The sequence below is a fragment of the Pseudomonas sp. NPDC087626 genome (genome assembly GCF_044743405.1).
Classification (GTDB): domain Bacteria; phylum Pseudomonadota; class Gammaproteobacteria; order Pseudomonadales; family Pseudomonadaceae; genus Aquipseudomonas.
In genome coordinates, this window is sequence record NZ_JBIUWJ010000005.1 from 188882 (window position 1) to 202188 (window position 13307).

At 60.5% G+C, this 13307-nt stretch carries 11 protein-coding genes, 6 tRNA genes and 1 pseudogene; 5 read left to right on the forward strand and 13 right to left on the reverse strand.

The genetic code is table 11. The annotated features are described in order from the left end of the window. Positions 1–195 precede the first annotated feature (195 nt). The gene (locus tag ACIOVD_RS06635) at positions 196–2643 is read left to right on the forward strand and encodes an acyl-CoA dehydrogenase (RefSeq protein ID WP_401126743.1); all 2448 of its coding nucleotides are present in this window, start codon (positions 196–198) and stop codon (positions 2641–2643) included. A gap of 95 nt (positions 2644–2738) precedes the next feature. Beyond that, entirely contained in the window at positions 2739–3137 is a 399-nt protein-coding gene (locus ACIOVD_RS06640; protein ID WP_095167600.1) for a PA2817 family protein, read from the forward strand. Positions 3138–3330: 193 nt separating this feature from the next. On the opposite strand, the gene ACIOVD_RS06645 is transcribed toward ACIOVD_RS06640, so the two are convergent. Next, positions 3331–4329: a LysR family transcriptional regulator gene (locus ACIOVD_RS06645; RefSeq protein ID WP_095167599.1), complete on the reverse strand. Its 999-nt coding sequence runs from the start codon at positions 4327–4329 to the stop codon at positions 3331–3333. Positions 4330–4420: 91 nt separating this feature from the next. Here ACIOVD_RS06645 and ACIOVD_RS06650 point away from each other — a divergent pair, with 91 nt between their 5' ends. Continuing rightward, positions 4421–5047, forward strand: coding sequence for a hypothetical protein (locus ACIOVD_RS06650; RefSeq protein ID WP_095167597.1), 627 nt, complete (start codon positions 4421–4423; stop codon positions 5045–5047). An 82-nt stretch (positions 5048–5129) separates the two neighbouring features. Next, positions 5130–5768, forward strand: coding sequence for a LysE family translocator (locus tag ACIOVD_RS06655; protein ID WP_401126746.1), 639 nt, complete (start codon positions 5130–5132; stop codon positions 5766–5768). A 42-nt stretch (positions 5769–5810) separates the two neighbouring features. Here ACIOVD_RS06655 and ACIOVD_RS06660 read toward each other — a convergent pair whose 3' ends face one another. The 10 genes from ACIOVD_RS06660 to ACIOVD_RS06705 all read right to left on the reverse strand — a co-directional run bounded on the left by ACIOVD_RS06660 (position 5811) and on the right by ACIOVD_RS06705 (position 10048). Continuing rightward, positions 5811–6575, reverse strand: coding sequence for an ABC transporter ATP-binding protein (locus ACIOVD_RS06660; protein WP_095167593.1), 765 nt, complete (start codon positions 6573–6575; stop codon positions 5811–5813). 68 nt (positions 6576–6643) lie between these two features. Beyond that, positions 6644–7354, reverse strand: a complete 711-nt coding sequence (locus ACIOVD_RS06665) for an ABC transporter permease (RefSeq protein WP_401126748.1) — start codon at positions 7352–7354, stop codon at positions 6644–6646. Next, positions 7351–8079, reverse strand: coding sequence for an ABC transporter permease (locus ACIOVD_RS06670; RefSeq protein WP_095167590.1), 729 nt, complete (start codon positions 8077–8079; stop codon positions 7351–7353). Before ACIOVD_RS06670 ends, ACIOVD_RS06665 begins: the two co-directional genes overlap by 4 nt. A 56-nt stretch (positions 8080–8135) precedes the next feature. Further along, a complete protein-coding gene (locus ACIOVD_RS06675) occupies positions 8136–8918 on the reverse strand; it encodes a transporter substrate-binding domain-containing protein (protein WP_095167588.1) in 783 nt (260 codons plus the stop codon). A gap of 479 nt (positions 8919–9397) precedes the next feature. Then, positions 9398–9473, reverse strand: a tRNA-Gly gene (locus ACIOVD_RS06680). 2 nt (positions 9474–9475) lie between these two features. Then, positions 9476–9551 (reverse strand) — tRNA-Glu (locus ACIOVD_RS06685). Between the two features lie 84 nt (positions 9552–9635). Then, a tRNA-Gly gene (locus tag ACIOVD_RS06690) sits at positions 9636–9711 on the reverse strand. A gap of 3 nt (positions 9712–9714) precedes the next feature. Continuing rightward, positions 9715–9790: transfer RNA gene (locus tag ACIOVD_RS06695), tRNA-Glu, on the reverse strand. Positions 9791–9894: 104 nt separating this feature from the next. Continuing rightward, positions 9895–9970, reverse strand: a tRNA-Gly gene (locus ACIOVD_RS06700). 2 nt (positions 9971–9972) lie between these two features. Next, a tRNA-Glu gene (locus ACIOVD_RS06705) sits at positions 9973–10048 on the reverse strand. Positions 10049–10418: 370 nt separating this feature from the next. Here ACIOVD_RS06705 and ACIOVD_RS06710 point away from each other — a divergent pair. Continuing rightward, positions 10419–11177 carry a hypothetical protein gene (locus ACIOVD_RS06710; protein ID WP_174244569.1) on the forward strand — a complete coding sequence of 253 codons (759 nt, stop codon included), beginning with the start codon at positions 10419–10421 and terminating at the stop codon, positions 11175–11177. A gap of 58 nt (positions 11178–11235) precedes the next feature. On the opposite strand, the gene ACIOVD_RS06715 is transcribed toward ACIOVD_RS06710, so the two are convergent. Beyond that, entirely contained in the window at positions 11236–11949 is a 714-nt protein-coding gene (locus ACIOVD_RS06715; protein WP_401126783.1) for a methyl-accepting chemotaxis protein, read from the reverse strand. After that, positions 11935–13203: pseudogene (locus ACIOVD_RS06720) on the reverse strand (methyl-accepting chemotaxis protein); the annotation flags it as partial. The gene ACIOVD_RS06715 and the pseudogene ACIOVD_RS06720, both read right to left, overlap by 15 nt. Positions 13204–13307: the final 104 nt, after the last annotated feature.

Here is a 13307-nt window from a genome sequence, read left to right on the forward strand (position 1 = left end):
ACGACATATCGGCCAAACATGAGAGCTTGTCACACACCCCACGCAGCTTTTGTTCGGCTTGCCGCCCGGTTTCACAAGCGAAATACACCCACCTATTTCCTACACATTCAAACACATAGTGCCAACCGCCCCCTTTGGCAGATGCCGACTAAGCTCTTGGGGTGGTTTTGACCCTGGTTTCACGGAGGATTGAATATGTTGCTGTTGTGGATACTGGTTCTAGTGGTCGCAATTGCCTATCTGGCTCACCGCCGCACCGCGCCCCTGCCCGCCCTGGGTATCGTCGCCGCCTACCTGCTGGCGATGGGCATCCTGAGTCACGCACCCGGCTGGTTGCTGCTGATTTTCTGGATCGCGCTGGCGGCCGTGGCCGCGCCCCTGCTCCTGCCAGATCTGCGGCGCAAGTTCTTCAGCGCCCCGCTGTTCAACTGGTTCCAGAAAACCCTGCCGCCCATGTCGCAAACCGAACGCGACGCCATCGATGCGGGCACCGTCTGGTGGGATGGTGAACTGTTCAGCGGTCGCCCGGACTGGAACAAGCTGCTGGCCTATCCCAAGGCGCAGTTGAGCGAAGAGGAGCAGGCCTTCCTCGACGGCCCGACCGAAGAGCTCTGCGCCATGGTCAGCGACTGGCAGATCGGCCAGACCATGGACCTGCCAGCCGAAGCCTGGGCACATATCAAGGCCAACGGCTTTTTTGCCCTGATCATTCCCCGGGAATACGGCGGCAAGGGGTTCTCCTCCTACGCCAACTCACAAGTGGCGATGAAACTGGCGACCCGCAGTGGCGACCTCGCCTCCACCGTCATGGTCCCCAACTCACTGGGGCCGGCCGAACTGCTGCTGCACTACGGCACCGAAGAACAACGCAACCACTACCTGCCGCGCCTGGCCCGTGGCGATGACATCCCGTGCTTCGCCCTGACCGGCCCGCTGGCAGGTTCCGACGCCGGCGCGATGCCTGACACCGGGATTATCTGCAAAGGCCAATGGCAAGGCGAGGAAACCCTGGGCCTGCGCCTGAACTGGGAAAAGCGCTACATCACCCTGGGCCCCGTGGCCACGCTGCTCGGCCTGGCGTTCAAGGCCTATGATCCGGACCATCTGCTGGGCGACGAAGAAGACCTGGGCATCAGCCTGGCCTTGATTCCCACCGATACCGATGGCGTGGAAATCGGGCGCCGCCACCTGCCTCTCGGCGCGTCGTTCATGAACGGGCCCAACTCCGGCAAGGACGTTTTCGTGCCCCTGGAGTTCCTCATTGGCGGCCAGGAGATGCTCGGCAAGGGCTGGATGATGCTGATGAACTGCCTGTCGGTGGGACGCTCGATTTCGTTGCCAGCCGTAGGCACGGGCGCCGCCAAGTTCACCAGCCTGGTCACCGGCCAATATGCCCAGGTGCGTGAACAGTTCAACGTGCCGCTCTCGGCCTTCGAAGGTATTCAGGAAGCCATGGCGCGCATCGGCGGCAATGCCTGGATGATGGACGCGGCCCGCATGCTCACCGCCAGCGCCCTGGACCTTGGCGAAAAACCCTCGGTGCTCTCGGCAGTGCTCAAGTATCACCTCACCGAGCGGGGTCGCGAGTGCATCAGCCACGCAATGGATGTGCACGGCGGCAAGGCGATCATCATGGGCCCGAACAACTACCTGGGCCGTAGCTGGCAAGGTGCGCCGATCTTCATCACCGTGGAGGGCGCAAACATTCTCTCGCGCAACCTGATGATCTTCGGCCAGGGCGCGATCCGCTGCCACCCGTTCGTTCTCAAGGAAATGGCCCTCGCCGGCCGCGAAGACAAGGACCAGGCACTGAAAGAGTTCGACGGTTTGCTGCTCAAGCATATCGGCTTTGCCGTGAGCAATGCTGCCAGCACCCTGGTCCTCAACCTCGGCTTTGGTCATCTGGAACACAGTCCCGGCGACAAACTCAGCCAGGGTTACTTCCGCGCGCTCAACCGCCAGGCGGCTGCCTTCGCCATGCTCGCCGACCTGAGCATGATGTTGCTGGGCGGCGAGCTGAAACGCCGTGAGCGCCTGTCAGCCCGCCTGGGCGATGTACTGAGCAACATGTACCTGGCCTCTGCCGCGCTCAAGCGTTATCACGACCTCGACTCGCCCGAGCACATGCGGCCGCTGTTCACCTGGGCAATGGAGGAAAGCCTGGGGCAGTCCGAACGGGCGCTGGACGAGCTGTTGAGCAACTTCCCGAGCAAGGTGCTGGGCTGCCTGTTGCGGGTCATCGTGTTTCCGTTCGGGCGCCGACACAAAGGCCCGGACGACCGACTCGGTGCCGAAGTGGCAGGCGTGATCGGCCGGGCCAAGGGCGACCCGACCCTCGAGGAGCTGCTGGGCGGCTGCTACCGTCCGCAAGCTGTCGAAGATCCGGTGGGCGCCCTGCAACATGCCTGCAATCTGCTGAATGCGGTCCATCCGCTGCAGAAAAAACTCCACCTGGCCCTCAAGAGCGGGCAGTTCAAGCCCGCTGCCGGGGAAAACCTCATCGACGCGGCGCTTGAGGCCGGGGTGCTGCAAGCCGTGGAGGCGCAGAGCCTGCGCGAAGCTGAAGCGGCGCGTCGCAAAGTGATCGACGTCGATGACTTTTCCAAGGAGCAACTGCAACTGGCCGAGGGCAAAGTCCGCTAGGCCCCTGGCCCGTCCAGCGCGGCGGAGATGAAAAACGGGCGCCAGAGCTATATACTCCGGCGCCCGTTTTGCTTTAGTTCTAGAGGACTCCCGTTATGCTCGACCAAACTCTCGTCCAGCTCGACCTCCTGCGCAGTATCCTGGTCGCTGTCGGTGAAGCCGAGCAGGTCCCGGAAGAAAGCCATGCGCTGTTCCTGGAACGCTTCGATGAACTGCGTGCCGCCCTGCCGATCGATCCGATCGAAAGCCAGTACCTGGGCCAGGACCTGATGTGCCAGATCATCCAACGCTACCCGCAAATCGCCCATATGGTCCCACGCGACCTGCTGTGGTACTTCGCCGGTGACTGCCTGCACTACATGCCCGACGATGAGATCGACCTGTACCAAGCCCTGGAAGAACGTCGCTTCGAAGCCGAACAGAACGACGAACCTTTCGACTGGAACCAGGAAAAACAACTGCTGGCCCTGTCGAACCAGGACAGCAAGCACTGATCAACAGCAGGAAGCGAACCTCCTACAGCACAGCCAAGCAGGCCGACCGCTAGGTCGGCTCATTGAAGGGCGGCGAGGACTGTGTCCTCGAACGCAGCCTCGCGGGCTCGGTAGCTGCTACGGGGGATTGGCGGAAATCGCCATCGCGGGCAAGCCCGCTCCCACAGAAATGTCCCCCCCCTCCCGCACTACCTCAGAACAACCCCTCACTCTCCGGCAACTCATAGTGCGCAACAAACGTACCCACCCCAGCCGATTTCCCGGGCTTACTCAGCGTCGGCTCTTTCTCCAGGCACTCCACCAGATAATCGATGAACACCCTCAGCTTGGGCGGCAGGTAGCGGGTCGGCGAATGCAGCAACCAGGCGCCACCACTGTAGGAAGCGAGAAAGCTCCAGTCCGCTAGCACCTGCACGATCAACCCCTGCTCAAGGGCATGCCGGGCGGTGAAGTACGGCAGGCTGCCAATGCCGATATGCTGCAACACGGCCCCCAGGCGCACTCCAGTGTGATTGGCCGCATATCGCCCGCGCACCCCGACGGTCACCGCCTTGCTGCCCCGCTTGAACTTCCAGCGCGCATCGCTCGGCGTTTCACCCAGGTAGATGCAACTGTGATTCAGCAGGTCGTGAGGATGGCTCGGCGTGCCGTGCTCCGCCAGGTACTGCGGCGTCGCACACAGCAGGTGGTCGATGGTCAGCAACTGACGCCCCACCAGTCCCACCGGTGGGCGGTCGGTGATGCGGATCGCCAGGTCGACATGGTCGTCGATCAGGTCGACCTCGCGGTCCTCCAGGAGCAACTCGACATCGACCTTGGGATAGCGCCGCAGAAACTCTGGCATATGCGGATGGATCACAAACCGCCCCACAGCCTTGGGCACGCTGACCCGCACCAACCCTTCGGCCTCCTGGGTAAACTGGCCACTGATTTCCATGACCGAACGGGCGGCGCTGACCATCTCCTGGCAGCGTTTGAACACCTCTTCGCCGCCATCGCTCAGGCGCAACTTGCGCGTGGTGCGTTGCAGCAAGCGGGTGGCCAGGGCCTTTTCCAGGCGCGAGATGCTCCGGCTCACCGCCGAGGGAGAAGAACCCAGCTGGCGCGCCGCTTCCGAGAAGCTGCCGGTCTCGACCACCTTGACGAAAATCGCCATTTCACCCAACAGCGGTAACGGTAGATTTATGCTCACAGCGCAACAGTCCTTTGATGTTTGAACGGATTATCACGCTATTGCGCCATCCATATAATAAAAAACGGAAATTTTGATAAGAGCCTGGAATATGACGCTTCGCCTGTTCTTCCACAGCGATGAACACAGTGCCAACGTGGAAGTCCTGGAGTGCACGCCCTACGAGAACGAATTTGCCGTCGTACTGCGTGCCACGCTGTTCCATCCCCAAGGTGGCGGTCAACTCTGCGACACCGGCTGGATCGGTGAAAGCCAGGTCCTGCGGGTGGTTCAGGAGCCCGAGCGCATCGTGCACTACGTCGATCGGCCCATCAGCCCCGGCATGACCCGCATCCGCCTCGACGAGCAACGTCGCCAGCTCAATACCCGGCTGCATACGGCCGGGCACTTGATCGGACACTTTGCCGAAACCCTCGGCTGGATTCCGATCAAGGGTCATCACTGGCCAGGTGAAGGACGGGTGACGTTCAAGCCGGGCGAGACGCCCACAGAGTTCGATGCCAGTGCCCTGCAAGACGCCCTGGCCCAGTGGATTGAAGACGACCTGCCGCGCCTGACCTCGCTGCGCGAAGGCGCGCGGGAAATCAGTTTTGGTGAACTACCGGCCTACGGTTGCGGCGGCACCCATGTGCGGCGCCTGCAGGAACTCGGCACGGTGACCATCGCCAGCCTCTCGCAGAAGAAAGGCACGCTGTCGGTGCGCTACGACGTCAGCTGAGCCCCGACCTGCCCCTCCCCTGAAAGCACACGTTACCGGCATGCTCGCCAGAGCATGCTCCCCCCTACCTGCTGGAGTTGAGATGCTTTCGAATTATCTGGGTGAGTTCCTGGCGTTGGCGACCATCCACTTTCTCGCCGTGGTGGCCCCGGGGCCGGATTTTGCGGTGACGATCCGCCAGAGCGTGAGGTTTGGCCGCTGGGTGGGGATCTGCACTGCGCTGGGTATTGGCGCGGGCATTTCAGTGCACGTGCTGTACACCGTGCTCGGCGTCGGCGCACTGATGCACACCACGCCCTGGTTGCTGACGGTGACCAAGGTGCTGGGGGGTGGCTACATCGTTTATCTGGGCGTGAGCCTGCTGCGCAGCAAACCCAAGTCGACGCTTGACAGCGAACCGGCCGCCGCCACAGCCGAAGCCCCGCAGAGCCTGGGCAAAGCCTTTACCACCGGCTTCCTGACCAACGCCACCAATCCCAAGGCAACGCTGTTCTTTCTGGCGATCTTCACCACACTCATTAGCGCCACCACGCCGTTGGGGGTGCAGGCGCTGTACGGACTGTGGATGTGTTTGGTCAACGCCCTGTGGTTTGTCCTGGTGGCACTGTTCTTTTCCAGCAACCGGGTGCGCCAGCAGTTCATGCGCATGGGCCACTGGTTCGAACGGACCATGGGCGTGATCCTGATTCTGTTTGCCGGACGCCTGCTGCTCTCGCTGTAACAAACTGCACGCGCCCAGCCCCGCGGCCGGACGCGCACGCAGTTACTTCAGATTACCGCTGAGAAACTGTTGCAGGCGCTCGCTCTTCGGATTACCCAGCACCTCCTCCGGCGCCCCCTGCTCTTCGACTCGCCCTTGATGCAGGAACAGCACCTGGTTGGAGACCTTGCGCGCAAAGCTCATTTCATGGGTGACCATGATCATCGTCCGCCCCTCTTCGGCCAACCCCTGGATCACCTTGAGCACCTCCCCCACCAACTCCGGGTCCAAGGCCGAAGTGGGCTCGTCGAACAGCATGACTTCCGGCTCCATTGCCAGCGCACGGGCGATCGCCACCCGCTGCTGCTGGCCACCGGAGAGGAACGCCGGATACTGCTCTGCCACACGAGCCGGCAGGCCGACCTTTTCCAGATAACGGCGGGCCCGCTCTTCAGCCTCTTTCTTGCTGACACCCAGCACCCGGCGCGGCGCCATGCTGATGTTTTCCAGCACCGTCATGTGGCCCCACAGGTTGAAGTGCTGAAACACCATCGCCAGGCGCGTGCGCAGGCGTTGCAACTCGGCGTCGTCGGCCACGCGCATGCCATGGTGATCCTTGACCATGCGAATCGACTTGCCGTCCAGGCTCATGGCACCGTCGTTGGGGGTTTCGAGAAAGTTGATGCAACGCAAAAAGGTGCTCTTGCCCGAACCACTGGCGCCGATCAGGCTGATCACATCCCCGGTCTTGGCTTTGAGGGAAACCCCCTTGAGCACTTCGTGGCTACCGTAACTCTTGTGCAACTCTTCAATGGTCAGTTTGTACATGGGCGCAAACATCCAGAAAGAAAAAAGGTACGTCGCGGCGCATCGGTCGCAGACGGTGACTGCCGCCCTTAATGGGCTGGACCGAGAAATGCCAGCCAGCGGCGTTCGGCAACCCGGAACAGACCGACCAGGGCAAAGGTTACGGCCAGGTAGATCAACGCGGCGATGCCGAACGACTGGAACGTCAGGAAGGTTGCCGAGTTGGCGTCCCGCGCGACTTTCAGGATGTCCGGGATGGTCGCGGTGAAGGCCACGGTGGTGGAGTGCAGCATCAGGATCACTTCGTTGCTGTAGTAGGGCAACGAACGGCGCAGGGCCGAAGGCATGATCACGTAGGCATACAGCTTCCAGCCCGTCAGGCCATAGGCCTTGGCAGCCTCGACTTCGCCGTGGTTCATGCTGCGAATCGCCCCGGCGAAAATCTCCGTGGTGTAGGCACAGGTGTTCAGGGCGAAGGCCAGGATCGTGCAGTTCATCGCGTCGCGAAAGAACGCATCGAGCACCGGTTGCGCGCGGATCGCGGCGAGGCTGTAGATCCCCGTGTAGCAGATCAGCAACTGGATATACAGCGGCGTGCCACGGAACAGGTAGGTGTAGAACTGCACCGGCCAGCGGATGTAGAAATGCGGTGAAACCCGGGCAATCGACAGCGGGATCGACACCAGGAAGCCGATGCAGATCGAGGCGCTGAGCAGCCACATCGTCATCGCCAGGCCGGTGATGTGGTAGCCGTCACTGTAGAAGAACGGCTTCCAGTACTCCTGCAAGAGCTCAATCATCGCACTGCCTCCCGGGAACCTGCCGCGTAGTGCTGCTCAAGCCAGCGCAGGACGACATTCGACGCGCTGGTGATCAGCAGGTAGATCAGCGCCGCCAACACCAGGAAAAAGAACAACTGATAAGTACTCTTGCCGGCGTCCTGGGCGGCCTTGACCAGGTCGGCCAGGCCGATGATCGACACCAGCGCGGTGGCCTTGAGAATCACCATCCAGTTGTTGCCAATACCCGGCAAAGCGAAACGCATCATCTGCGGGAAGACCACGAAGCGAAAGCGCTGCGCACGACTCAGGCCGTAGGCGGTGGCAGCTTCCATCTGGCCACGGGGCACGGCGAGGATCGCGCCACGGAAGGTCTCGGTGAAATAGGCGCCATAGATAAAGCCCAGGGTGATGACCCCGGCGCCAAATGGATTGATCTCGATGTATTCCCACTCCATGGCCACCGTGAAACTGGTCAACCAGGTTTGCAGGCTGTAGAAAATCAACAGCATCAGCACCAGGTCCGGCACCCCACGAATCAAGGTGGTGTAGAGCTGGGCGGGAATTCGCAACAGTTTGAGGCTGGACAGCTTGGCGCTGGCGCCGAGCAGTCCGAGCAGCACACTCAGCAGTAGGGACAAAATCGATAACTTGACGGTCATCCAGCTGCCTTCCAGCAACAGAGGGCCAAAACCCTGCAAGCTGAATGCGGAAAGCCCGAGCGTCTGTAAGAGAGCTTCGAACATAATTCACAGGACCTATAGCGATAAAGAAGCGCCCTCCCCGAGAAGGGCGCGGGACGTTATTTGCCGCTGTAGAGATTCAGATCACCGAAGTGTTTTTTCTGGATCGCCGCGTAGGTGCCGTCATCGTGCAGCGCCTGGATGCCTTTATTGATCAGGGCCTTCAGTTCGGTGTTGCCCTTGGCAATACCCACCGCGGTCTTGGCCGGTAACAGTGGACTGTCGACGGGCGGGCTGACTTCGTAGTCGACACCTTGTGGCGACTTCAAGAAGCCCAGCTCGGCTTGCAGCATGTCCTGGATCGAGGCGTCGAGACGGCCGGAAATCAGGTCGGCGTAGACCTGGTCCTGGTTGGCGTAGGCCTGGGTTTCCACGCCAGCCTTGTCCAGTACTTGCTTGGCATAGGCCTCTTGAATGGTGCCCTGCTCGTAGCCGACTTTTTTGCCCTTGAGCGAAGCCAGGTCGATACCTACAGTGGAACCCTTCTTGTAGACCAGGGCAGTTGGACCGGAGAACAGCTCACTGGAAAAATCGATGACTTTTTCCCGAGCCGGGGTAACGGTCATCGAGGAAATCACACCGTCGAACTTGTTGGCCTTGAGCCCGGGAATCGTGCCGTCAAAATCACTTTCTACCCACCGGCACTTGACCTTCAACTCGGCGCAGATCGCGTTGCCCAGATCGATATCGAAGCCCACCAGACTGCCATCGGCGGCCTTGGATTCGAAGGGTGCATAAGAAGGATCGACGCCAAAACGCAGCTCCTTGTAGTCCTTGGCCAGGGCAGCACCGGCAGCCAGGCAGAGGGTCAGCGCAGAAAGGGTCAGCAATGTTCTTTTCATTATTATCAATTCCTAAAACCATGACGGGCGCTTGTGACGCATGGGTAGGGTCAGGGACTGCGTGCAAGGCGCTAAATCTGATCCCGAACCTCAAGCGCTAGCTTCAAAAGCAATCCAGTGCGTCGACTTTCGACCTCAACACTTACGCACATAGATTTACTTGTACGTACAAGCATATGCAATCACTCAGCCAACTCCCCCGCGCAAGGCAAAACCGCCCCAGGCGAAAGGCACGCAAGCCCACAGGCACGGGGGTTTCGCCGTACATAAACAGTGTATTGAGGATCAGGCCGTTCAAGGTTCAGACTGTTACCCGGTGCGCACTTCGCCCGGTATTGGTGCGTCCGGTAACAATTTGAGAGGTTTAATGGCGAGGGGAAACACCCGGTGGGCAGCAGGTATTGCCACTTGAATGGCGAGGCAACAAAAAAACCACGCACACAAAAACGCCGCTCGATGAGCGGCGTTTTTGATGAATATGGAGCGGGAAACGAGACTCGAACTCGCGACCCCGACCTTGGCAAGGTCGTGCTCTACCAACTGAGCTATTCCCGCAATGGCGTCCCCTAGGGGACTCGAACCCCTGTTACCGCCGTGAAAGGGCGGTGTCCTAGGCCACTAGACGAAGGGGACACAGCAACTACTACCCGCAACACATGGCGTGTGCTGCGGTGACCAACAAAAACGCCACTCACTGAGTGGCGCTCTCGTTAAATTTGGAGCGGGAAACGAGACTCGAACTCGCGACCCCGACCTTGGCAAGGTCGTGCTCTACCAACTGAGCTATTCCCGCAAATGGCGTCCCCTAGGGGACTCGAACCCCTGTTACCGCCGTGAAAGGGCGGTGTCCTAGGCCACTAGACGAAGGGGACACGCTACCCGGAACACATGGTGTGTGTTTCGGTGTCCAGAGCCGCATCCGAAGACTTGGTTCTGGTTTCACTCAGCACCGCCCGAAAGCACTGCTGTTTAAAATTGGAGCGGGAAACGAGACTCGAACTCGCGACCCCGACCTTGGCAAGGTCGTGCTCTACCAACTGAGCTATTCCCGCATTGGCGTCCCCTAGGGGACTCGAACCCCTGTTACCGCCGTGAAAGGGCGGTGTCCTAGGCCACTAGACGAAGGGGACACAGCTACAACTTCACTCCCTACCGCGTTTTGCTGTTCGCTTTACGCTGTAAGTGGCGCGCATTCTATGGATGGATTGAGGGGTCGTCAACCCCCCGATATAAATTTATTTAAATCAATGACTTCGCTGTCCTTTGTGGGACGTTTCGGGGTTTTCGGCCGACCGGTGTTTGACGCCTATATTCTGGCACTCGCCAAGGCGCTATAGTCCTTGGCACACCGATAGTGGCATTGTGCATCCATCGACCACCTACCCCTATCGACCGCTGCAGGGCCCGTTTCAACTCGTCGCACCGCCCTATCCGCCCCCAGGCTTAGCCACTACACTCGCACCCAAACCCAATAAAGAGGTCTTCACGGTGACACCACTCATGATCACCCTGCTAGTAATAGTCGGGATCGCACTACTGATCGCTATTGGCTACATGAACAATGTGGTGGAAAACAACAAGCTGCAAAAGGCCCGCACCAAGGTTGAACTCAATGACCGCTTGCGCCGCTGCGGCGAAATCACCGAGACCTTCCCCGGCCAGTTGATGACACCGGCCCTCAAGTTGCTGCTGGCTCGCCTGGAACTGAACGTCTGCCAGCGCATGCTCAATCTGGAGAAATCCAGCACCCCCTTGAAAAGCCGCATCGAAGAGTTGAAGGCCTTGATTGCCCAGGGCGAATCGATTCCGGTGAACAACCCGCCGGCGCCGATCCTGACCGAGGCCAAGGCCAAGGACGTACGTTTCCTGCTCGAAGCCTTGCATGGACAGGTCACCCGCGCCGCCCACGATGGTTTCCTGCCCACCAACGAGGCAAAAAGCTGGATTCGTGAAATCCGCCACATCCTGGTGCTGCTGCACATCGAGTTTTTCAGCAATCTGGGCCAGCACGCCCTGCAACAGGAGCAACCTGGCCAGGCGCGCCTGGCATTCGAGCGTGGCGTGCAGTACTTGCGCAAACAACCCGATCCGCAGGCCTACAGTGAACAGCTGAAGTTCCTGGAAAAACTCCTGGCCCGCGCCAACTCCATGGTGCTGACCAACATTGCCCCGGTTGAAGGTGACGTGAATGAGTTGACCGAGGGCCTCAAGGAAGTCGAGGCCGATGCCGACTGGAAGAAAAAGGTCATCTACGACTGATGCCGCCTTCAAGGATCGCGGGCCAGTACTGGCCTGCGATCCTCGAAGGCGCCCCGCCTTACAGCCTGAAATGCCCGACCATCCCCTTCAGTTCCACACCCAGCTGCGCCAGCTCAATGCTCGACGCGGCATTGCCCTGCATGGCCAGCGAGGATTGATCGGCACTGGCACGGATGCTGGTGACGCTGCGATTGATCTCTTCGGCCACCGAACTCTGCTGCTCGGCTGCGGCCGCGATCTGCTGGTTCATCTGCTGAATCAGCGAAACGGCCGCAGCGATACTGCCCAGTGCGCTCTCGGTCTGCAACGCATCACTGACCGCCAGCTTGACCAACTCGCCACTGTTCTGGATCTGCTGCACTGAAGACTGCGCGGCGCCGCGCAGGGAAGACACCAGGCGCTCGATTTCCTCGGTCGACTGCTGGGTGCGCTTGGCCAGCGCGCGGACCTCATCGGCCACCACGGCAAAGCCCCTGCCCTGCTCGCCTGCCCGCGCCGCCTCAATGGCGGCGTTGAGGGCCAGTAGATTGGTTTGCTCGGCCACGCTCTTGATCACGCTGAGGACACTGCCAATGTTCTGGATCTCGGCGCTCAAGCTCTCGATGCTGGAGCTGGCCGACGTCGCCGAGTCTGCCAGTTGCTCGATCCGCTGCATGCTCTGACGCACCACCTGCTGGCCGGACTCCACCTTGCTGTCAGCGGTTTGGGCAGCCTGCGCCGCTTCCTCGGCATTGCGCGCCACGTCGTGCACCGTGGCCGTCATCTGATTCATGGCGGTGGCAACTTGTTCGGTTTCCTCTTTCTGGCTGCTGACTTCAAGATTGGTCTGCTCGGTCCCTGCCGACAGCGACTGCGCGGAGCTGGCCAGTTGCTCGATGCCCGCCTGCAGGCCACTGACGATCCGGCTCAATCCCGCGCCCATCTGCTGCATGGCCTGCATCAGCTGGCCGATTTCATCACGCCGGGTCACCACTACACTGGCACTCAAGTCGCCAGCGGCAATTTGCTCGGCCAGTCGGATTACGCTGCGCAAAGGGCTAACGATCAGTCGGGTGATCAGCCAGGCGGCGATCAGTCCGACCACCAAGGCCAAGGCCGACGACACAATGATCAGCAGCGAGTTTTGCTGCAACTCTGCCTGCATCGCCTGGTCTTGTGCGGCGTAAGCCTGATCGACCCGCTGCACCACTTCGCCAGCACGTGCATGTAACTGTTGATACACCTGTTGTTCGCGAGCCAGGAGTTCGGTGTACTCCGCCAGTTTTTCGGTGAAACTGGCGATGTGCCCGGCCACCTCGCCGAGTACAGTCTGGTAACCACCATCCTTGACCACCTGCATCAGCGCTTGCGCCTGGCTCAACGCCTGGTCAGCCTGCTCGATCTTGCCCTGCTCGCGATCCTGCGTGGTGGCCTTGCGGCTCTGGTCCAGGCGGACCCGCGCCTCGTTCATTGCCTGCAGCATCAACTTCGAGACCTGACTGACCTGGCTGGCTTGCTCGATAAATTCACCACCCTCCTTGCCGGCCGACTCCTTGAGTGTGTAGGCGCCATCGTCAGCCAGCCCCGCCTGCAATACATCCAGGTTGTTGGCCACGCTTGCGACCGACCAACTGGCCATTTCCAGCGCCAGGTCCTTGGCCGAAGTCAGCTCGACAAATTCATCGAAGGCCTTGCGATAGGCGCCCAGGGAATGCTCGACCTCATTCATCACCGGGGCATTGACCGCCGACCGCGCCTTGAGCTCGGCGGTCAGGTTGAGCAAACCGTCAAGGCCCTGGCGCAAGGCCTCGGCGGTTTTGTCATCGGCGTGCAAGGCATACTCCTGCTCCAGCAGACGCACCTTGAGCAGGCCACTGTTGAGCGCCGACATTTGCTTGAGCCCGTCGAAACGCTGGCTGATGGTGTGCAGCGACCAGACCCCGATAGCCGCTACCAGGGCAGTCAACAGCAACACCAGGATAAAACCCAGTCCCAGTTTTTTCGCCATGCCGAGGTTGGCGAAATATCCTTGCGCGCCTGAAATCATTGCTCGTCACCTTCTTCCAGTGGCCAATGGCAATGGGGGCCATTTTCTCTCCCGGCAGGGTCGCAACCGGGGCCCCTCAAGCACAAGTCTCGGCTGCCGCAATC